This window comes from Marinobacterium marinum (genome assembly GCF_013868415.1).
Classification (GTDB): Bacteria; Pseudomonadota; Gammaproteobacteria; order Pseudomonadales; family Balneatricaceae; genus Marinobacterium; species Marinobacterium marinum.
Map to the genome: position 1 here is coordinate 126,960 of NZ_JACEMT010000052.1, position 19,910 is coordinate 146,869.

At 57.0% G+C, this 19,910-nt stretch carries 25 protein-coding genes; 14 read left to right on the forward strand and 11 right to left on the reverse strand.

Annotated features, from left to right (window positions below; all coding sequences use genetic code 11):
* The first annotated feature begins 291 nt into the window (after positions 1 to 291).
* From H1S06_RS12085 to H1S06_RS12095, 3 genes are all read left to right on the forward strand, one after another.
* Positions 292 to 1,053 (forward strand): SDR family oxidoreductase, encoded by a 762-nt coding sequence (locus H1S06_RS12085; RefSeq protein ID WP_181740538.1) that lies wholly within the window; start codon positions 292 to 294, stop codon positions 1,051 to 1,053.
* A 120-nt stretch (positions 1,054 to 1,173) separates the two neighbouring features.
* Positions 1,174 to 2,508: an AmpG family muropeptide MFS transporter gene (locus H1S06_RS12090; protein ID WP_181740540.1), complete on the forward strand. Its 1,335-nt coding sequence runs from the start codon at positions 1,174 to 1,176 to the stop codon at positions 2,506 to 2,508.
* A gap of 87 nt (positions 2,509 to 2,595) precedes the next feature.
* Positions 2,596 to 2,811: a PA4570 family protein gene (locus tag H1S06_RS12095; RefSeq protein ID WP_181740542.1), complete on the forward strand. Its 216-nt coding sequence runs from the start codon at positions 2,596 to 2,598 to the stop codon at positions 2,809 to 2,811.
* Positions 2,812 to 2,854: 43 nt separating this feature from the next.
* Here H1S06_RS12095 and H1S06_RS12100 read toward each other — a convergent pair whose 3' ends face one another.
* The gene (locus tag H1S06_RS12100) at positions 2,855 to 3,337 is read right to left on the reverse strand and encodes a YajQ family cyclic di-GMP-binding protein (protein WP_181740544.1); all 483 of its coding nucleotides are present in this window, start codon (positions 3,335 to 3,337) and stop codon (positions 2,855 to 2,857) included.
* A gap of 77 nt (positions 3,338 to 3,414) precedes the next feature.
* Here H1S06_RS12100 and H1S06_RS12105 point away from each other — a divergent pair, with 77 nt between their 5' ends.
* The 3 genes from H1S06_RS12105 (at position 3,415) to H1S06_RS12115 (ending at position 5,819) form a co-directional block, all read left to right on the forward strand.
* Complete coding sequence (locus H1S06_RS12105; RefSeq protein ID WP_181740546.1) at positions 3,415 to 4,326, forward strand: ketopantoate reductase family protein; 912 nt, start codon at positions 3,415 to 3,417, stop codon at positions 4,324 to 4,326.
* Complete coding sequence (gene ppk2 / locus H1S06_RS12110) at positions 4,323 to 5,129, forward strand: polyphosphate kinase 2 (RefSeq protein ID WP_181740548.1); 807 nt, start codon at positions 4,323 to 4,325, stop codon at positions 5,127 to 5,129. Before H1S06_RS12105 ends, ppk2 begins: the two co-directional genes overlap by 4 nt.
* A 141-nt stretch (positions 5,130 to 5,270) precedes the next feature.
* On the forward strand, positions 5,271 to 5,819 hold the full coding sequence (locus H1S06_RS12115; RefSeq protein ID WP_181740551.1) for a YhcB family protein: 549 nt from the start codon (positions 5,271 to 5,273) through the stop codon (positions 5,817 to 5,819).
* A gap of 57 nt (positions 5,820 to 5,876) precedes the next feature.
* On the opposite strand, the gene H1S06_RS12120 is transcribed toward H1S06_RS12115, so the two are convergent.
* Entirely contained in the window at positions 5,877 to 6,638 is a 762-nt protein-coding gene (locus tag H1S06_RS12120; protein WP_181740553.1) for a Nif3-like dinuclear metal center hexameric protein, read from the reverse strand.
* An 81-nt stretch (positions 6,639 to 6,719) separates the two neighbouring features.
* Here H1S06_RS12120 and H1S06_RS12125 point away from each other — a divergent pair, with 81 nt between their 5' ends.
* Complete coding sequence (locus H1S06_RS12125; RefSeq protein ID WP_181740555.1) at positions 6,720 to 7,859, forward strand: Do family serine endopeptidase; 1,140 nt, start codon at positions 6,720 to 6,722, stop codon at positions 7,857 to 7,859.
* 75 nt (positions 7,860 to 7,934) lie between these two features.
* Here H1S06_RS12125 and hisD read toward each other — a convergent pair whose 3' ends face one another.
* The 9 genes from hisD to H1S06_RS12170 form a co-directional block, all read right to left on the reverse strand.
* On the reverse strand, positions 7,935 to 9,248 hold the full coding sequence (hisD, locus tag H1S06_RS12130) for a histidinol dehydrogenase (protein ID WP_181740557.1): 1,314 nt from the start codon (positions 9,246 to 9,248) through the stop codon (positions 7,935 to 7,937).
* Entirely contained in the window at positions 9,245 to 9,895 is a 651-nt protein-coding gene (gene hisG / locus H1S06_RS12135) for an ATP phosphoribosyltransferase (RefSeq protein WP_181740559.1), read from the reverse strand. The genes hisD and hisG overlap by 4 nt, the downstream gene beginning before the upstream one ends.
* Before the next feature lie 16 nt (positions 9,896 to 9,911).
* The gene (murA, locus tag H1S06_RS12140) at positions 9,912 to 11,174 is read right to left on the reverse strand and encodes a UDP-N-acetylglucosamine 1-carboxyvinyltransferase (RefSeq protein ID WP_181740561.1); all 1,263 of its coding nucleotides are present in this window, start codon (positions 11,172 to 11,174) and stop codon (positions 9,912 to 9,914) included.
* A 19-nt stretch (positions 11,175 to 11,193) separates the two neighbouring features.
* Positions 11,194 to 11,433, reverse strand: a complete 240-nt coding sequence (locus tag H1S06_RS12145; RefSeq protein ID WP_181740563.1) for a BolA family protein — start codon at positions 11,431 to 11,433, stop codon at positions 11,194 to 11,196.
* A gap of 71 nt (positions 11,434 to 11,504) precedes the next feature.
* On the reverse strand, positions 11,505 to 11,810 hold the full coding sequence (locus H1S06_RS12150; protein WP_181740565.1) for an STAS domain-containing protein: 306 nt from the start codon (positions 11,808 to 11,810) through the stop codon (positions 11,505 to 11,507).
* Positions 11,791 to 12,450 (reverse strand): MlaC/ttg2D family ABC transporter substrate-binding protein, encoded by a 660-nt coding sequence (locus H1S06_RS12155; RefSeq protein ID WP_181740567.1) that lies wholly within the window; start codon positions 12,448 to 12,450, stop codon positions 11,791 to 11,793. The genes H1S06_RS12150 and H1S06_RS12155 overlap by 20 nt, the downstream gene beginning before the upstream one ends.
* 1 nt (position 12,451) lies before the next feature.
* On the reverse strand, positions 12,452 to 12,910 hold the full coding sequence (gene mlaD / locus H1S06_RS12160) for an outer membrane lipid asymmetry maintenance protein MlaD (protein ID WP_181740569.1): 459 nt from the start codon (positions 12,908 to 12,910) through the stop codon (positions 12,452 to 12,454).
* A 2-nt stretch (positions 12,911 to 12,912) separates the two neighbouring features.
* Entirely contained in the window at positions 12,913 to 13,695 is a 783-nt protein-coding gene (mlaE, locus tag H1S06_RS12165) for a lipid asymmetry maintenance ABC transporter permease subunit MlaE (RefSeq protein ID WP_181740571.1), read from the reverse strand.
* Between the two features lie 2 nt (positions 13,696 to 13,697).
* Positions 13,698 to 14,507, reverse strand: a complete 810-nt coding sequence (locus H1S06_RS12170; protein WP_181740573.1) for an ATP-binding cassette domain-containing protein — start codon at positions 14,505 to 14,507, stop codon at positions 13,698 to 13,700.
* Between the two features lie 190 nt (positions 14,508 to 14,697).
* Between H1S06_RS12170 and H1S06_RS12175 the strand changes: the two genes are divergently transcribed.
* The 7 genes from H1S06_RS12175 to hpf are packed head-to-tail and all read left to right on the forward strand — an operon-like array spanning position 14,698 to position 19,905.
* A complete protein-coding gene (locus H1S06_RS12175; protein ID WP_181740575.1) occupies positions 14,698 to 15,669 on the forward strand; it encodes a KpsF/GutQ family sugar-phosphate isomerase in 972 nt (323 codons plus the stop codon).
* A complete protein-coding gene (locus H1S06_RS12180; protein ID WP_181740577.1) occupies positions 15,669 to 16,214 on the forward strand; it encodes a KdsC family phosphatase in 546 nt (181 codons plus the stop codon). Before H1S06_RS12175 ends, H1S06_RS12180 begins: the two co-directional genes overlap by 1 nt.
* A complete protein-coding gene (gene lptC, locus H1S06_RS12185) occupies positions 16,208 to 16,771 on the forward strand; it encodes an LPS export ABC transporter periplasmic protein LptC (protein WP_181740579.1) in 564 nt (187 codons plus the stop codon). The genes H1S06_RS12180 and lptC overlap by 7 nt, the downstream gene beginning before the upstream one ends.
* Positions 16,761 to 17,267, forward strand: coding sequence for a lipopolysaccharide transport periplasmic protein LptA (gene lptA, locus H1S06_RS12190; RefSeq protein WP_181740581.1), 507 nt, complete (start codon positions 16,761 to 16,763; stop codon positions 17,265 to 17,267). The genes lptC and lptA overlap by 11 nt, the downstream gene beginning before the upstream one ends.
* Positions 17,267 to 18,004 (forward strand): LPS export ABC transporter ATP-binding protein, encoded by a 738-nt coding sequence (lptB, locus tag H1S06_RS12195; RefSeq protein ID WP_181740583.1) that lies wholly within the window; start codon positions 17,267 to 17,269, stop codon positions 18,002 to 18,004. Before lptA ends, lptB begins: the two co-directional genes overlap by 1 nt.
* A gap of 49 nt (positions 18,005 to 18,053) precedes the next feature.
* On the forward strand, positions 18,054 to 19,562 hold the full coding sequence (locus tag H1S06_RS12200; RefSeq protein WP_181740585.1) for an RNA polymerase factor sigma-54: 1,509 nt from the start codon (positions 18,054 to 18,056) through the stop codon (positions 19,560 to 19,562).
* 52 nt (positions 19,563 to 19,614) lie between these two features.
* Positions 19,615 to 19,905, forward strand: coding sequence for a ribosome hibernation promoting factor (gene hpf / locus H1S06_RS12205; protein WP_181740587.1), 291 nt, complete (start codon positions 19,615 to 19,617; stop codon positions 19,903 to 19,905).
* Positions 19,906 to 19,910 lie beyond the last annotated feature (5 nt).

Below are 19,910 nucleotides of genomic sequence, written 5' to 3' on the forward strand. Positions count from 1 at the left end.
TTTTCTCGGCTTGATGTACATGGATTCTCCATATTGGATTCTTCCACTTTTAATCGGTTCAACCAAGTCAATTCATGCAACACCGTCAAAAACCATAAAAGTGCATATATATCAATGAAGTAAATATTTAATAACACTTTTAACGCATCTGCGGGAGGATCGATTTTATACCTATAAAGTGAAAAGATTGCGACAAGTATGGACTTTTATCCGGAGTCAAAATAAATTGTTGCGATGCAGCATATTGCACTGCACAATAAGAAAAATCCTACTTAGCCGAGGTAACTCTCAATGGAACTCAAAGATAAAGTCATCGTGGTAACCGGTGGTGGTCGCGGCTTGGGCCGTGCCATGGCGCTCGAGCTGGCCGGCAAGGGTGCCAAGCTGGCGCTGGTCGATCTGAACCAGGAAGATCTGGATGAAACAGCAGGCCTGTGCATGGAGCTGGGTGTAGAGGCACGTACCTACATCACCAACGTCGCCGAAGAAGCCGAGGTTGAGCAACTGTTCTCCGATATCACCCGTGATTTCAGCACCATCAACGGGCTGGTCAACAATGCCGGCATCACCCGTGACGGCCTGTTCCTGAAAGCAAAAGATGGCCAGGTCATCAGTAAAATGTCGATGGAGCAGTGGAATCAGGTCATCAGCGTTAACCTGACCGGTACTTTCCTCTGCGCTCGCGAAGCCGCTGCCAAAATGATCGAAACCGGCTCCGAGGGCTGCATCATCAACATTTCATCCGTTTCACGCTCCGGCAACATGGGGCAGACCAACTACACGGCGACCAAGGCCGGCGTTCAGGCCATGGCCGTCACCTGGTCCAAGGAACTGGCCCGTTACGGTATTCGTGCCGCATCCATTGCCCCCGGTTACATCGGGACCGAGATGGTCATGAGCATGAAAGAAGAGGCGCGCGAGAAGATTGCGGCCGGTATCCCCGCCAAGCGCCTGGGCAAACCGGAAGAGATCGCCAAAACCGTCTCGTTCATCTTTGAAAACGACTACGTCAACGGTCGCTGCATCGAAGTGGATGGCGCCCTGCGCATCTAGTTTTGATTTGCACGGCAGTCGTGCCCCTGCAGCGACTGCCGTGTGCTCGATGCAATTCAGCAGACGGTCGGTTCGCTTTGATATACTGGCCGCCTTTTCACCTGTAGGGACGTGCCGACAATGCCTCATGCCTGGAAGGAAACCTTCGCCCACTACCGGGATATCCGCCTACTGTGGATTTTTCTCATGGGCTGTTCCAGTGGCTTTCCCTTCCTGCTGACCGGCAGTATTCTCAGCGGCTGGCTGACCGATGCCGGTATCGCCCGTGCCGAAGTCGGTCTTCTGGGCAGTGTCGCCACGGTATATGCCATCAATTTCCTTTGGGCTCCCCTGGTCGACCGTGTGCACTTGCCGTTATTGGGCCGCCTGGGCCAAAGACGCAGCTGGATTCTGGCCACACAAATGATGATGCTGGTGTTTACGCTGCTGCTGGCAACGGTCAACCCCGGCTCTCACCTGTTAATGGCCGGACTCTTCGCCTTCGGGATCGCGGCCAGCTCCGCCACTCAGGATATCGCGGTAGATGCTTTCCGTATCGACCAGTTTGCTCCACATGAGAAAGCTTCCCTTCCTCCCGCTGCTGCCATTGCCATTATCGGCTGGTGGACCGGTTACTCCTGGCCCGGCTACTTGGCCTTTTCTCAGGCCGACAGCCTGGGCTGGAGCAATATCTACCTGCTCATGGCCGGCGTTATACTGCTGTTGATGGTGTTCACGCTGCTGGTGCGCGAACCCCGCACGGCACGGGAGCAACTGCAGGACACGGCGGAACATCGATACAGCGAAAAACTGCACAGCAGGCACTGGCTGACCTGGCTTGCCGTAACCGTGATTGAGCCCTTTGCCGAGTTTTTTCGCAAAAACGGCATCAAGGTTGCGCTGATGCTGATGTCTTTCATTTTCCTGTTCAAGATTGGCGAAGCCTTCCTTGGCCGCATGTCGGTCGTGTTCTACAAGGAGGTCGGCTTCAGTAACGAGCAGATTGGCGAATATACCAAACTGTTCGGCTGGTTTCTGACGGTCAGCTTTACCCTGCTCGGCAGTGCATTCAACACCCGTTTTGGCGTCGTCAAAGGCCTGCTGCTGGGTGGTAGCGCCATGGCGGCCAGCAATCTGATGTTTGCCATCATCGCTGTTGCCGGCCCTGTCGAGTGGCTACTGCTGCTGACCCTGGTCATCGACAATTTCACCACCGCCTTTTCCACTGTTGCCTTTGTGTCCTTCCTGACCATGTTGACCGGACGCGCCTTTAGCGCCACCCAGTATGCGCTGCTGGCTTCGTTGGGCAACCTGAGTCGAACCTCTCTGGCCGGATTGAGCGGTTATACGGTGGACTGGCTGGGTAGCTGGGAACGTTTCTTTGTCGTGACCGCGCTGATGGTACTGCCTTCGCTGATCATGCTATGGATGCTGCGGGACCGCTTCAACGCCCTCGGGGAAAAAAACGCCCCCTAATAAATATATAAATAATAACCATTATCATTTACAGAGTCATGCAGGCCCGCTATAGTCTGGTCAAATCATCGTGTAGGAGGGACTCGCATGACCTTTCAAATCAACGCTTGGCTGGAACGCCCCAACCCGAAGCTTAGCATCAGCGACAAAAACAGTGGCATGACGCTATTGGAATGGCAGGGCGCCCAGTTACACCGCCTGCTGAACAAGGGCGGGCTGATGGCCGAAGATTTTCGCCGCCCCAGCGAAAGCGAACAGCAGGCGCTGGCACGGGAACTGTTTCTGCTCTGCTGCCAGGACTGAAACCGTCCCGGGCGCTCCCGGTTCGGGCAGCGCCCGCGGCTCATCAATCGCGGAAGTTGTTGTACTGCAAAGGCAGTTCGATATCGGCCTCGCGCAGCAGCGCAATCGCCTGCTGCAAGTCATCCCGCTTTTTGCCCGTCACGCGAACCTTGTCACCCTGAATCTGGGTCTGTACCTTCAGCTTGGCATCCTTGATAGCCTTGCCAACCTTTTTACACATCGCCTGATCCAGGCCCTGACGCAACAACACGCTTTGCTTGGCTCGTACACCGCCGATATCCGCATCCTTGACTTCCATACACTTAATATCGATCTTGCGGCTGACCAGTTTCGCCTTCAGCATCTCCAGCATTTGCTGCAACTGAAAGTCCGCCTCGGCTTCCAGCGTGATACTTTCCCCGTCCTGCTCGAACGAAGCTTTGACCCCCTTGAAATCATAGCGGCTTTGCAGCTCCCGATTCGCCTGATCGACTGCATTACTGACTTCGTGCATATCCAGCTCGGATACGACGTCGAATGAAGGCATGGTACCTCTCCTGTTAATATCGGTTTCATTCCCTGCCACAACAGGGATAAGATCACAGTATTTGCGACGGAGCCTCCATGCATTGGCATATCCTTGGTGCAGGTGCCATCGGCAGCCTCTGGGCCGACTTTTTGACCCGGGCGGGCCACAGCGTCAGCCTGATTGTGCGCAACCGTACCACTCTTGACCACTGGCCCAGTGACTGCGGGCTGGAAATCAATAGAAGCGGGCATTGGCAGCACGTTCCCTGCCTGCTGGAAACCCCGGATGCCGACACGCCGATCGAACACCTGCTGGTCGCAACCAAGGCCTATGATACCCTGAGTGCCATCGAAGCCCTACAGCCTCGCTTGCGAGCCGGAACCGAGCTGGTACTGCTGCAGAACGGCATGGGGCAACAACAGCAACTGCTGGAACGGCAGTATACGCATACTCTCTGGGCCGCCACGACAACTGCCGCGGCTTGGCTGGAACAGCGCCACCAAGTGCACTGCGTCAGTCTGGGCGACACCCACATCGGTCCCTTGACAGCCGAAACATCCCTGCTACCTGCGGGCTGGGAGCAGCTGGACATCCCCTTACATCCCTGCACCGAAATACGACCACACTTGTGGCGCAAACTCGCCATCAATTGCGCCATCAACCCATTAACAGCCCTGTACGACTGCCGCAACGGCGAACTGCAGGAAGACCCTGCGCGCACCGAACTGATGCAGCATGTCTGCCGTGAAGTCGAACAGGTGGCAACAGCTAACGGCATCGAACTGTTTCCCGAATCACTGGCCGTACGAGCCAACGCCGTCGCTCAGGCTACCTGCGATAACTTTTCTTCCATGTTGCAGGACATCCGTCACGGGCGTCGCAGCGAAATCGAACAGATCACCGGTTACCTGTGCAGGGAAGCCGAACGCCTGAATATCGATGTCCCGGCCAACCACTCTCTTTTACATGCAATACGGGCACTCAGCCCACAGGATTCTGCCAAATGAACAACACTGATACCGCCCCGGACGCCCCCTACCCTTACGACAAGAAGCTCAAGCGCGACGTGTATGAAGACGAAAAGCGCCTGTTGCAGATCGAACTGCTCAAGGTACAACGCTGGGTCCGCGAGTCAGGCCAAAAGATTCTGATCATTTTCGAAGGCCGCGATGCCGCCGGCAAGGGCGGTACCATCAAACGCTTCATGGAGCACTTGAACCCTCGAGGGGCGCGGGTGATCGCATTGGAGAAACCCACCGAACTCGAGCGGGCCCAGTGGTATTTTCAACGCTATATCAAGCATCTACCCTCTGCCGGTGAGATTATTCTGTTTGACCGCTCCTGGTACAACCGGGCCGGTGTCGAACGGGTCATGGACTTCTGCACACCATCGGAGTACCTCGAGTTCATGCGTGAAACCCCCGAGCTGGAACGCATGTTTGTCCGCAGCGGCATTCGCCTGTTCAAGCTCTGGTTCGAGGTCGGTCGTGAAGAGCAGTTCCAGCGTTTCCAGTCACGTCGAACCGACCCGCTCAAACACTGGAAGCTGTCACCGATCGATCTGGCGTCGCTGGACCGCTGGGATGCCTACACGGAAGCCAAGGAAGCCATGTTTTTCCATACCGACACCGCCGACGCTCCCTGGGCCATCATCAAGTCGGATGACAAAAAGCGCGCACGCCTCAATGCCATGCGCTACATCCTCAGCCAACTGCCCTACCCCGAGGCCAATGAGGACCTGGACCTGGAACCCGATCCCTTGATCGTGCAGCCGGCCCACATCAACCTGCAAAACAAGCGCCAGCGTTAGCCGGTGCGCAGCTCTTCACTCGACCAAACGACAATGGACAACGAAATCGTGCCAACGATAATGCTCTACCGCATGGGTTTCAGGGCCGCTTTGCTTTAAGATGCCCCCTGTGGACAGATTGATGTGATCGAGGATAGATACGTGGAACAAACGAATATCTGGATTGTAACTCTGGTTGCCCTGGGCATTGGTGCCCTGATCGGCTTTCTGCTTGGCCGTGCTGGCAACCGTGGCGGCCGGGACCAGGAGTTGATTGATGAACTGGACAACACCCGCTCCGAACTGGAAAGCTACAAGCGCAAGGTCAGTGACCATTTTGAACAAACAGCCGAACTGGTCAACGGTCTGACCGACCAGTACCGCAAGGTTCATCAGCACCTGGCCGGCAGCGCGGAAAACCTGTGTCCTGGCCTGCCTGCATCCGCCGCTCTGCAGCACGAGCTGCGCCCGAGCCTGAGCAGCGAGACCCGTGACGTGGACAACGCTGAGGTCGACACCACGCAGAGCGAGCAGCCCGAACCGCCGCGTGACTACGCACCGAAGAAACCGAACGAAGCCGGTACTCTGTCCGAAGAATACGGATTTGATCGCAAGGACGAAGAAGAAACCGTCACACGTCCGGCCGGTGCCGGTGACGCCACTGCTTACGGCGAAGACGACCCTTCCGAAACACTGAACAAAAAGGCCTGATTCAGCCAGGTCTTTTTGACCCCGTCAGGGCTGTGGGCCTTCCTGCCTACAGCCCTGTCATACCGGGTTGTCGATATCGATAAAGCGGTGCTCCAGCCCGAAGCGCTCCGCCAGATGTTCTCCCAGCGCCTGAACACCATAGCGTTCAGTCGCATGATGTCCTGCTCCGCAGTAATGAATGCCGGCTTCCCGTGCCGTATGCACCACCGGCTCAGAAATCTCCCCGCTCAGATACAGATCCGCACGCTGATCAAGCGCCAGGTCAATCATCCGTTCGGCAGCTCCCGTACACAACGCCACCCGTTCAATGTGATGATCGCCACCGGCAATGACTTGCGGCGTCCGCCCCAGCACCTGCTCGACGCGTTCAGCAAACTCTGCCAGTGTTAACGGCGCGGACAATCGACCGATATTGCCAACCGCCGGATCCTGCCCCCGCTCCAGCGGCCCCTCCAGCGTAATTCCCAACCGCCGGGCCAGTTGCGCATTGTTGCCCAGTACTGCATGAGCATCCAGCGGCAGGTGATAAGCCACCATATTCAGGTCAGCGCTCAACAGCGTATGCAATCGCTTGCGTTTGATACCGGTCACGGGGGCAGGCTCCCCTTTCCAGAAATAGCCATGGTGTACCAGTACCAGATCCGCGTCCCAGGCCAGCGCTGCATCCAGCAGCGCCTGGCAGGCGGTCACACCGGTCACCACGCGCTGTACCTGCGGTCTTCCTTCCACCTGCAAGCCGTTTGGGCAGTAATCTCTGAAACGTCCAGCTTCCAGCAATTGGTCGCAATACTCCACCACTTGTTTGATCGAAACAGACATGAAATCTCCCGCGTTGTTCAACATAAGTCCATAAACGTATAATGAGGCATACTGAAATGATTTACAGGTGCAAGCAAGTCGATGCGTAAAGTCTCTTACCTGATCTGGCCTGTTGTAACCGGCATTCTGGCCGCCCTTCTCGTGCTGCAGTTTTATCCACAGCTATTGACACCTCCGGTCACGACTGTGGAAATCCGCGAAGCTGCCGCCACTCCCGGCATTCAGAACATCGGCCCGGTCTCCTACGCCGATGCCGTCGACCGTGCGGCACCGGCAGTGGTCAATATCTATACCCGCACGCTGGTACGCCAGCCCGTCAGTCCCCTGCTGAACGATCCTTTTTTTCGCAAGTTCTTCAATACCGAGCAACTGCCACAACGCGAACGTATAGAATCCAGCCTGGGCTCGGGCGTGATCCTGAACGAACAAGGGTATGTGGTTACCAACAACCATGTCATCAGTGGAGCAGACAGTATCATTGTTGCCCTGCGCGATGGTCGCGAAGCCCAGGCCGAAGTGGTCGGACTGGATCCTGAAACCGACCTGGCCGTACTCAAGGTCAAGCTGGACAACCTGCCCAGCATCACCCTGGCCAACGAGGATCTGCGTATCGGTGATGTCGCACTGGCCATCGGCAATCCTTTCGGCGTGGGCCAGACTGTCACTATGGGTATCATCAGTGCCACCGGACGCAATCGCCTGGGACTGAGCACCTATGAGGATTTCATTCAAACCGATGCCGCCATCAACCCGGGCAACTCGGGTGGTGCCTTGATCGATGCACGTGGAAACCTGATCGGTATCAATACGGCCATTTTTTCCAGGTCCGGCGGTTCCCAGGGAATCGGCTTCGCAATCCCGTCGACACTGACTCGGCAGGTCATGCAGGATCTGATCAGCCACGGACGGGTTATCCGGGGATGGCTGGGAATCGAGATACAGGAACTGACACCGCAGCTGGCCGAATCCTTCGATATGGAGGGCCGTACGGGACTGATTATCGCCGGTATTTTCCGCAACGGTCCTGCCCATCAGGCAGGCCTGCAACCGGGTGACGTGCTTCTGCAAATGAATGGCCAGCCGGTTACCGGCAGTCGCACGGCACTGAACCATATTGCTCGCTTCAAGCCCGGCGACAAGGTGGAACTCGGCATTCTTCGCAATGGTCACGAAATGAGCCTGAGCGCCACCATCAGCGAACGCCCCCGGACACGCGAATAGGCCGCCAAACAACAACTCCCTGACACAAAAAAGCCGCGACCCTCCGGTCGCGGCTTTGCAACAAGAGTCCCGGTATCAGGCCTTGTCTTTGATACGATATTCGGCCGAACGGGCGTGAGCCGTCAGGCTTTCACCACGCGCCAGGACTGAAGCCACCTTACCCATTTCCGAGGCGCCATCCGCCGAAAACATGATCAGCGAAGAACGCTTCTGGAAATCATAGACACCCAAAGGCGACGAAAAACGCGCCGTGCCCGATGTCGGCAGAACGTGGTTCGGGCCTGCGCAGTAATCCCCCAACGCCTCGGCGGTATAACGCCCCATAAAAATGGCTCCAGCGTGACGAATGTGCGGCAACAGCGCCTCAGGATCGGCCACCGATAGCTCCAGGTGCTCGGGCGCTATGCGATTGCCGACTTCCGCAGCCTGCTCCAGATCGGCAACCTTGATCAGCGCTGCGCGGTTCTCCAGTGAAATACGGATGATTTCCTGGCGCTCCATTGTCGGCAACAAGCGGTTGATGCTGGCTTCCACCTGATCGATATAATCAGCATCCGGGCAAACCAGAATGGACTGAGCATCTTCATCGTGCTCGGCCTGGGAAAACAGGTCCATCGCCACCCAGTCCGGATCCGTCTGACCGTCGCATACCACCAGAATTTCTGACGGGCCCGCGATCATGTCGATTCCCACTGTACCGAAGACGGCACGCTTGGCAGTCGCCACAAAAATATTGCCGGGGCCGACGATTTTATCCACCTTGGGCACGGTCTCGGTACCGTACGCCAGCGCAGCAACCGCCTGAGCACCGCCCAGCGTGAAGACACGATCCACACCGGCCAAAGCGGCAGCTGCCAGCACCAGCTCATTCACCACGCCTTCCGGTGTCGGTACGACCATGATGATCTCTTTCACACCGGCAACATGCGCCGGCAGCGCGTTCATCAGCACCGAAGACGGATAGGATGCCTTGCCGCCCGGCACATAGATGCCAACACGGTCCATGGGCGTAATCTGCTGTCCCAGCATGGTGCCGTCAGTTTCCGTATAACGCCAGGACTCACCCTTCTGACGCTCATGGTAGGCGCGCACCCGTTGTGCCGCTGTTTCCAGCGCATCACGCTGCTCGGCCGGCAGTCCATCCAGTGCCTGCTGCAGACGCTGCTGACCCAGTTCCAGATCCTGAATGCCGGTTGCAGAGGTACGGTCGAAACGGTTGGTGTATTCCACCAGCGCCGCATCGCCTTCCGTACGCACCCGCGCGATGACTTCATTAACGATGCCGTTAACCTTGTCGTCGGAAACACTTTCCCAGGCCAGCAACTGTTCCAGCTGCTGCTCGAAATCGGCCTGAGTGGCGTCCAAACGCTTGATGGAAACACTACTCATGCTTCTGCCTCCCGGCGCACATCAATCGCCAACTGCAACTGGTCCAAAATCGGCTGAATCAGTGCATGTTTCATTTTCATTGATGGCTGCCCCACCACCAACCGAGAGCTGATATCAGCAATATGCTGCATCGGCTCCAGTCCGTTGGCTCTGAGAGTATTGCCGGTATCGACGATGTCGACAATGCGATCCGCCAGCCCCATGATCGGGGCCAGCTCCATCGCACCATACAGCTTGATGATATCGACCTGACAGCCCTGACGCGCGAAATACTCGCGTGTCAGGTTGACGAATTTTGTCGCTACCTTCATGCGACCTTCAACCGGAACGGCGTCCCTCATACCGGCGACCATCAGCCGACACTTGGCAATTTCCAAGTCCAGCGGCTCATACAGCCCGGCTCCGCCATGTTCCATCAGCACATCCTTGCCCGCCACCCCCATATCGGCACCACCATACTCCACGTAGGTCGGCACATCGGTGGCACGAATTACCACCAGCTTGATATGGTCATGATTGGTATCGAAGATCAATTTGCGGCTGCTGAAGATATCTTCAGCGGGCACAATATCGGCGGCCGCCAGCAATGGCAGCGTTTCCTTCAGGATACGCCCCTTGGACAGGGCAATGGTCAGCTGTTGTTTCATGGACCTCTTCGCTCACTTAGCCAGGAACACGACGAATCCGCGCACCCAGCAGCTGCAGTTTTTCTTCGATACATTCATAGCCGCGATCGATATGGTAGATACGATCGATCTCGGTTTCCCCGTCGGCCACCAAGGCCGCTATGACCAGACTGGCAGACGCACGCAGGTCAGTCGCCATTACCGGCGCCCCCTGCAATCGAGCAACACCTTCAATGACTGCGGTATTGCCTTCAATGGAAATATTCGCACCCATGCGAATCATTTCCTGCATGTGCATGAAGCGGTTTTCAAATACCGTTTCACGGATTTTGCCCACCCCGATCGCCACCGCATCCAGTGCCGCGAACTGTGCCTGCATGTCGGTTGGAAACGCCGGGTAAGGCGCAGTCGTTACACTGACCGCCTTGGGCCGCTGACCATGCATATCCAGACTGATCCAGTCTTCGCCGGTCTCGATATCGGCCCCCGCCTCTTGCAGTTTTTGCAGAACCGCATCCAGGATATCCGGTCGGGTGTTCTTGCATTTGACTCTGCCACCGGTCGCGGCTGCCGCGACCAGAAAGGTGCCGGTTTCAATTCGGTCCGGCAGCACCGAATAGCGGCAGCCCTTCAAAGACTCGACACCATGTACACGGATGGTATCGGTACCCGCTCCGCGAACATCGGCGCCCATGGCATTCAGGCAGTTGGCCAGGTCAACGATTTCCGGTTCACGAGCGGCATTTTCAATGATGGTCTCGCCCTCGGCCAGAGCAGCCGCCATCAGGATATTTTCGGTACCGGTCACCGTTACCATATCGAAAAAGACACGGGCCCCCTTCAATCGGCCGTCAACACTGGCACGAATATAGCCGTTTTCGACCTTGATATCGGCGCCCATCGCTTCCAGGCCACGAATATGCTGATCAACCGGACGGCTGCCGATGGCGCAACCGCCAGGCAGCGACACTTCGGCACGTCCGAAATGGGCCAGCAGTGGTCCCAAGACCAGAATGGAGGCACGCATGGTCTTGACCAGCTCGTACGGCGCACACAGGTCTGTAATAGTGGTCGCGTCGAACTCGACACTTAGTTTTTCATCAATGACCAGCTCAACCCCCATGCGGCGCAACAGCTCCAGCATGGTCGTAATATCGTGCAGATGAGGCAGGTTGCAGATCGTAACGGGCTCGTCCGCCAGCAGTGTCGCGGCCAGAATCGGCAGGGCCGAGTTTTTGGCACCGGAAATGCGAACTTCACCGTTCAGGCAGGCGCCACCTTCAATAATCAGTTTGTCCATCAGGGTTTCCTGTGTGGCTTCAGCTCAGCGCAGCCCACTGCTCCGGGGTGTAGGTTTTGATCGTGACCGCATGGATGGCGCCACTGGCAATCTGCTCGCTCAGGCAACCGTAAACCAGCTGCTGCTTCTTCACGGGGCTCAGGCCGGCAAACACCTCACCTACCACCGTAACACTGAAATCACAGCCTTCACCTTCAGTATATGCAGTGCAGCCTTCCAGCTGCTGCTCCAGGACCTGTTTGACTTCTTCAGCCTGCATGCGGGACTCCCCTGCCTAACGTGTACTCAGAATAATGGCGAAATCATACCGAAACACGGGACAAAAGGCGATCAGCTGCCTCTGGGCAACTCGGCTGCCAGTCCGACAAGGCCGGCAATGGCATCAAAATCGGCGGGGACGCCCTCCAGCACCAACTCCTGCCCCAGGCGTTGCGCCTGGCGTTGGCACACCAGCCACAGAGACAGTGCCGAACTGTCCACCCGTTCCACGCCGGAAAGATCCAGAAGGCACCGGGGTCCGCATGCCTGCAACTGTTTCAGCAGCGGTGCACGTATACTCAGGACAGTGGCGAACGTCAGATCGCCACTGATTCTTACCCGCTCCTTCGACGCTGTCTCAACCTTTGCTACGGCCATTGCCACTGCTCGCATCTTCAAGGCTCATATCCTGCATTTTGCTCGCCCAGGCTTCAATCGTGGCGCCAACACTGCCACTCTGCTGATACAGGTCCGAGAACTGATTACGGAAGGTAATGCGCAGGTTGATACCATCAACCATCACGTTCACCAGCGTCCAGCGCTGCTCCTGCTTCAGCATGTAGTACACCAGTGTATACAGTTCGCCGTTTTTGGCCTGCACTTCCACACTGACAACCTGCTTTTCCGGTTCCGGGCTTTCGCCGGCCGGAGCCTGAATGCGGTATTTTTTCAGTTCGAAACCCGCAATCGACTTGGCATATGTACGCAGCAGCGTGGTCTTGAAGACCTGAGCAAAACGCTCCTGCTCGGCTTCGGACGCCCGACGGTAGTATTTGCCCATGACACTTTTGGCGATGTACGGAAAATCCACCACCGGTGCGATGATGGTTTCAACCTCTTGCATCAGCAATTCGGTGTTTTTGGCCTTGGTCAGCTCCTCACGATCCATCAGGGCCAGCATGTCCCGTGTCGCCGCATCAACCACTTCACTGGCTTCCTGCCAGCTGGCTTCGGCAACGGCCGGATTCACCCACAAAGTGGCGGCTACCAGCACAGCGCTTATCCATTGTTTCATCATGTTACTCGCTTACCTTGTTGAACAGGAATTTACCGATCAGTTCTTCCAGAACCAGTGCCGACTGAGTGTCCTGAATAAAGGCACCTTCTTCCAGCACATCGTCCTCCGCTCCCGGAACCACCCCTATATACTGCTCGCCCAGCAGCCCCGACGTGAGGATACTGGCAGAACTGTCAACGGTCAGATAGTCCACATCGTTGAAAATTTCCATTTCAACTTCAGCCATCAACAGATTTTTATCGATCCGAATCGACTTGACCTGGCCGATCTGCACGCCGGACATGGCCACCTTGGCACGCGGCCTCAAGCCTCCGATGTTATCGAAGCGGGCATACACTTTATAGCTTCCGGCCTGTTCCGACAGCTTGAGTCCGCTGACATTCAGGGCCAGCACAACCAGCGCCAGAATACCCGCCAGCATGAATGCCCCTACGCCTATTTCAACGGTTCGCATACGCATGTTTACAGTTCTCCAAACATCAATGCTGTCAGGATGAAATCCAGTCCCAGCACCGCCAGCGATGAGTACACTACAGTACGGGTCGTCGCCTGACTGATTCCCTCGGAAGTCGGGATACAATCATATCCCTCAAATACGGCTATCCAGGTCACTACTATCCCGAAACAGACCGCTTTAATGATGCCGTTGAGGACATCGTCGTAAAAATCGACCGACTGCTGCATATTGGCCCAGAAAGAACCTTCGTAAATGCCCAGCCAGTCAACCGCGACCAAAGAGCCGCCCCAGATGCCGACCACTGCGAAGATGATCGCCAGAATCGGCATACAGATAAAACCCGCCCACAAACGGGGAGCCACAATGCGGCGCAAGGGGTCCACACCGATCATTTCCAGACTGGCCAACTGCTCGGTGGCTTTCATCAGGCCAATCTCGGCGGTCAGAGCCGAACCGGCACGACCGGCAAACAGCAGGGCTGCCACTACCGGCGCCAGCTCCCGCACCAGACTGAGCGCCACCATCTGCCCGACCGCCTGTTCGGAGCCGTAATCCACCAGGATGGTATAGCCCTGCAGCCCCAGCACCATGCCGATGAAACCACCGGACACAACGATGATCACCAGCGACAGCACGCCTACAAAGTAGATCTGCTTCAATACCAGCGGCACCATAATCAGCGGCTGAGGGGTCGCCAGCAGCGACTGCAGCAGTATCTGCCCGGCGCGACCCACCCTGGCCAGGCGCGAGAGAGCTCCCCGTCCCAGCCTTTGCAGGACATCCAACATAATCAGTATTCCTGTAACAGATCCTGACGGTAATCAGGCGCTTTGAAATGGAAAGGCACAGGGCCGTCGGGCAATCCCTGCATGAACTGGCGCACCTGTTCAGAGTCGACCTGAGCCAGCTCTTCCGGTGTTCCCTGAGCAATCACCCGGCTGTCCGACAACAGGTAAATGTAATCCGCGATGCCCAGCGTTTCATTGATGTCGTGGGACACGATAATACTGGTATGTCCCAGCGCCTGGTTCAGTCGACGAATCAGGTTCACCAGAACTCCCATGGCAATCGGGTCCTGACCGGTAAAGGGCTCATCGTACATGACGATATCCGGGTCCAACACGATTGCCCGCGCCAAGGCAACACGGCGTGCCATGCCGCCCGACAGTTCGCTGGGCATCAAGTCCCGTGCTCCCCGCAGGCCAACGGCATGCAGCTTCATCAACACCACGTCCCGGATCATGTCCTCGGGCAGTTCCGTATGCACCCGCAGCGGAAACGCCACATTTTCGAACACGCTCATGTCGGTAAACAGGGCGCCGCTCTGAAACAGCATCCCCATCCGCTCACGCGCTTCAAACAGCTCGCGACGCCCCAAGCGGGGAATATCCATACCGTCCAACAGGATCTGGCCGCCATCAGGGCGTAACTGACCGCCGATCAGCTTCAGCAGTGTGGTCTTGCCGGTGCCGGACGGTCCCATGATCGCGGTCACCTTGCCGCGGGGAATGCGGATATCCACGGAATCGAAGATTGCACGTTCGCCGCGCAAGAAACTCAGTCCGCGAATATCGATAATGCTATCGTGCTCAGGCTTCATTGACCTGAAACTCCTGCTTCCTTTCTTCATATTGCCGGTCCACATGTGCACCGGCCTGAAATTGACGACAAAATATACCACTCTCACATGCAAACGTGAATCTAAACCGATATTGCGGGGTTCGTGCTCATCCGGGCTCTGAGGTAGAATAGCGTTTTGCAATTGCGTTTAAAGGCAGAGATCAGACCCCATGACAGCCACCGACTATCTGAATTCAGGGCGCCAGACCATCCGGCTGGAACTGGAAGCCGTCCAGGAATTGCTCAACCACCTGGACCAAAGCTTCAATCAGGCGTGCACAACGATGTTCAACTGCAAAGGGCGCGTCATTGTTACCGGCATGGGCAAGTCGGGCCATGTGGGCAACAAGATTGCAGCCACCCTGGCCAGTACCGGTACGCCTGCCTTTTTTGTCCACCCCGGCGAAGCCAGCCATGGGGACCTGGGCATGTTTACCGGTGACGATGTTGTCCTGGCCCTGTCCAACTCGGGTGAAACCGCCGAAGTCGTCACGATCCTGCCTCTGATCAAGCGCATGGGTGCTCCGCTCATCAGCATGACCGCCAATGCCGGCTCTACTCTGGCACGCAGCGCCGACACCAACCTGCACATTCCGGTTGACCGTGAAGCCTGCCCACTGGGTCTGGCACCGACGTCCAGCACGACCTCTCAACTGGTGCTGGGGGATGCGCTGGCCATCGCACTGCTGGAGGCTCGCGGTTTCAGCAGTGAGGACTTTGCATTTTCGCACCCCGGAGGCAGCCTGGGGCGGCGATTGCTGCTCAAGGTGGATGACATTATGCACACCGGCACCGACATCCCGGTCGTTCAATCCAACACGCCTGTACGCGAAGCGCTGCTGGAAGTGACGCGCAAGCATCTGGGCATGACCGCCGTCACCGACCATCAGCAACGCTTGCTGGGTGTATTCACTGATGGCGACCTGCGCCGTACTCTGGATCAGGGTGTCGACCTGGCCACTACCTTGATAAAGGACGTCATGACCGCCGGCGGTACCAGCATTCGACCAGGCATGCTGGCCGCCGAGGCACTGAGCCTGATGCAGAAATGCAAGATCAATGCGCTGCTGGTCGTTGATGAACAGAACCGCCCCGTGGGCGCTCTCAATATGCATGACATGCTCAAGGCAGGAGTGATTTGATGCACCTCGACAGCCTCTCTCCCAAACTGCGCACCGCGCTGACCAATATTCGCCTGGCCGTTTTCGACGTGGACGGCATCCTCACTGATGGTCACCTGCACTTTCTGGCCGACGGTCGCGAGATCAAGAGCTTCCACACCCTGGATGGCCTGGGGATCAAGCTGCTGCAGCGTTGCGGCATCGAAACCGCCATCATCACCGGTCGTCGCTCGCCCCAGGTCGAGCACCGAGCCGAGGCCTTGGGCATCACCTACCTGCGCCAGGGGCGTGAGGACAAACTGGTGGCACTGGAAGAACTCTGGTCCCAGAATGGCCATGGCGCTGCCGAAACCGCCTATATCGGCGATGATCTGCCCGACCTTTCTGCCATCCGGGCCAGCGCCTTCGGGGCCAGCGTACCCAACGGACACCCCCTGGTACGCAAGGAAGCCGACTGGGTCACGGGTGCCGCCGGCGGTCAGGGAGCCGCTCGCGAGTTTTGTGAACTGATTCTCGCGGCCCAAGGCAAACTGGACACCATATATGCGGAGTATCGTGGATGCTGAGTCAGCGCCAACGCCTACTGATTGCCGCTGTACTGATTGCCGCCCCTCTTCTGTGGTGGGGGCTGGTCACACCCGATCAGAGTGAACCCTCCTCTGCTGCCGGCCCGGTTGAACAGGTGGATTTTTTTATCCGCAACGCCGAAATTACCCGCTGGCAGGATGATGGCAGTATCGGCCAGGTTCTGACGACGCCACTGATGCGGCATTACCCGGCCCGGGAAGAAATGCACCTGAGCACTCCAGAGGTGCAGATGCCTCGCGGCGATGGCGGATTCTATCTTCTGAATGCCGACGAGGGCACCCTGCCCGACTCTCAGGAACAGATCCTGCTTGCAGGCAATGTTCAGCTTCATGATAATCCGACCGCGGGCCCTGGGGCCCTGATGACAACCGACCGCATGACTTTGTACCCTCCTCGCGACTATGCGCACACCGACGATCCGGTGCAAATGTTGCGCGGCACGGACACAACTTCAGCCGTCGGCATGGACCTGTTTTTTGACCAACAACGGATAGAACTGCTCTCGAACGTGAAGGGTGAATACCATGTACAATAAGCTTCGACCTGTATTTTTGATCGCCCTTCTGGCCCTGCCCTCCCTGGCTCAGGCCCTGCCCGAAGATCGTGAGCAGCCGATTCGCATCAGCGCCGACCATGCCAGCATGAACGAACTGACCGGTGTCACCGTATATACCGGCAATGTTGAAATCGTTCAGGGCACCATGGTGATTCGTGGCGCTCGGGTTGAGTTGCACCGCAACGATGCCGGCGTCCAGCGCATTATTTCCACCGGCAGCCCCGCACAGTTCCAGCAGAAACCCAGTCAGGAACAGCCCTTGACCAAGGCCTACGGCAAACGCATGGACTACCGTGTCGCCCAACAGGAAGTCACGATTACCGAGTCTGCCCGCGTCGATCAGGAGCGTGACACCTTCACTGGTGAACGTATCGTCTATAACATGGAAAAATCGCTGGTGAACGCATATGGCAGCGACAAGGATTCTGGCCAGCGCGTGCAGATGGTTATCCAGCCGAAAAGCGGAGGCAACTGATGTCCGCCCAGGTCAAACACCTACAGGCACTACACCTGGCAAAAAGCTACAAGGGCCGTCAGGTGGTGCGCGATGTTTCGCTGGAGATGAGCAGTGGCCAGATCATCGGCCTGTTAGGCCCCAATGGGGCCGGCAAAACCACCTGCTTCTACATGATTGTCGGCCTGATCAATGCCGATCACGGCCAGATTCGCATCGACCAGGACGATGTCACCCGCTTGCCCATGCATGAAAGAGCCCGGCAGGGTATTGGCTACCTGCCCCAGGAAGCCTCCATTTTCCGCAAACTCAGCGTGCACGACAACCTGATGGCTATCCTGGAAACACGCAAGGAACTCAGCGCGATCCAGCGCAGGGAGCTGCTGGAAGAGCTGCTGGAAGAGTTCCACATCACTCATTTGCGTGACAGTCTGGGTATGGCCCTGTCAGGAGGTGAGCGCCGACGTGTTGAAATCGCACGCGCCCTGGCGACCGAGCCTGATTTTATCCTGCTGGACGAACCCTTCGCGGGCGTTGACCCCATTTCGGTCAGTGACATCAAACAGACTATTCGCCACCTGCAGTCACGCAACATCGGCATTCTGATCACCGACCACAACGTACGCGAAACGCTTGATATCTGTGAACAAGCCTATATCGTCAGTGAAGGCGGCATCCTGGCTCAGGGCACCCCACAGGAAATTCTGAATAACGAACAGGTTCGCCGCGCGTATCTGGGCGAACAGTTCTCCCTTTGAGCAAATTCTCCCGGTCAATTTTCTCTTCGGTTAATTCGGCAGTTTACATATGAAGCAGTCGTTACAACTAAAAATCGGCCAGCAGCTGACTATGACGCCGCAGCTGCAGCAGGCAATCCGCCTGCTGCAGCTGTCGACTCTGGACCTGCAACAGGAAATTCAGGAAGCACTGGACAGCAACCCCCTGCTTGAAATGGATGAGGAGCAGGAGATCTCGGACAGCGAGCCCGACAAAAACAGCGATACTGCCGAACACGACAGCGTCACGGCCGATGAACAGCCAGCCTCCGATGACGAACGGGACTGGGACGACAGCACCAGCGAAGAGACCTGGAACGAACAGATCCCCACCGAACTGGCCACCGACAGCCAGTGGGATGATACCTTTCAGCACCAAAGCTCACCGGGACCCGACCGCGACAGCGATTGGGAGCCCGGTGACAACGACAGCATGGAAGAGGACCTGCAGGACCACCTGCTGTGGCAGCTGAACCTGACCCCCATGAACGACTGTGACCGCATGGTGGCCCTCGCGCTGATCGATGCGGTGGATGCCGATGGTTACCTGCGCACCACAACCGACGAAGTACTGGAGCACTTTCACCAAAGCGAGCCCGAGCTGTTCGCCGATATTGACCTCGACGAGGTCGAGGCGGTTCTGCGCCGCGTGCAGCAGTTCGACCCGGCAGGCATCGGCGCCCGTGACCTCAGCGAGTGCCTGCAGCTGCAACTGCGCCAGCTGCCGGAGGACACCCCGCTACTGCAGGATACCCTCCGTCTGGTACGCGACCATCTGAACCTGCTCGGCAGCCATGACTACCGCACCCTGATGCGCCGCCTCCGTTTGCGCGAGGAAAGCCTGCAACAGATCATCGGCCTGATTCAAAGCCTCAACCCCAGGCCCGGCACCCTGATCAGCTCCGAACCACCGGAGTACGTTATCCCGGATGTCATGGTACGCAAACATCAGGGACAGTGGAGTGTCACCCTGAACGCAGAGGCATCCCCACGACTACGGATCAATACACAGTACGCCGACCTGATTCGTCGCGCCGACAACAGTGCCGATAACACCTACCTGAAGAACCACCTGCAGGAAGCCCGCTGGTTTCTGAAAAGCCTGCTCAGCCGCAATGAAACCCTTCTCAAGGTCGCCACCGAGATCGTCGCACGCCAGATCGATTTCTTCGAGGAAGGCGAAGAAGGCATGAAACCGATGATTCTGCATGATATTGCCGAAGCCGTAGGCATGCATGAATCCACTATTTCACGGGTAACCACACAGAAGTACATGCACACTCCGCGCGGCATTTTCGAACTCAAGTATTTTTTCTCCAGTCACGTCGGTACTGCCGACGGTGGCGCCGCCTCTTCCACCGCAATCAGGGCCCTGATCAAGAAACTGGTCAACAATGAAAATATTGCCAAACCACTCAGTGACAACAGGATTGCTCAGCTGTTAAAAGAACAGGGAATCAATGTCGCCAGGCGCACCGTTGCAAAATATCGTGAAGCAATGAACATTCCGCCTTCTAATGAGCGCAAGCGTCTGGTTTAATGGAAGTACAAAGGCACACGGAAAGAACGTGTCCATGACGAGGAGAAAAACCATGCAGATCAACATCACTGGCCATCACGTCGAACTGACAGGCGCTTTGGACGAGTACGTACGCACCAAGTTTGACCGTCTGGAACGCCACTTCGATAACATCACTAATGCTCAGGTCACCCTCAGTGTTGAAAAGCAGCGCCGCGCCGCTGAAGCCACCATCCACCTGGCAGGTGGTGAGGTGTTCGCGACCCACGAGCATGATGACATGTATGCCGCAATTGATGGTATGGTCGACAAACTGGATCGCCAGATCATCAAGCACAAAGAAAAACTGAAATCCCATAAATAACCGGT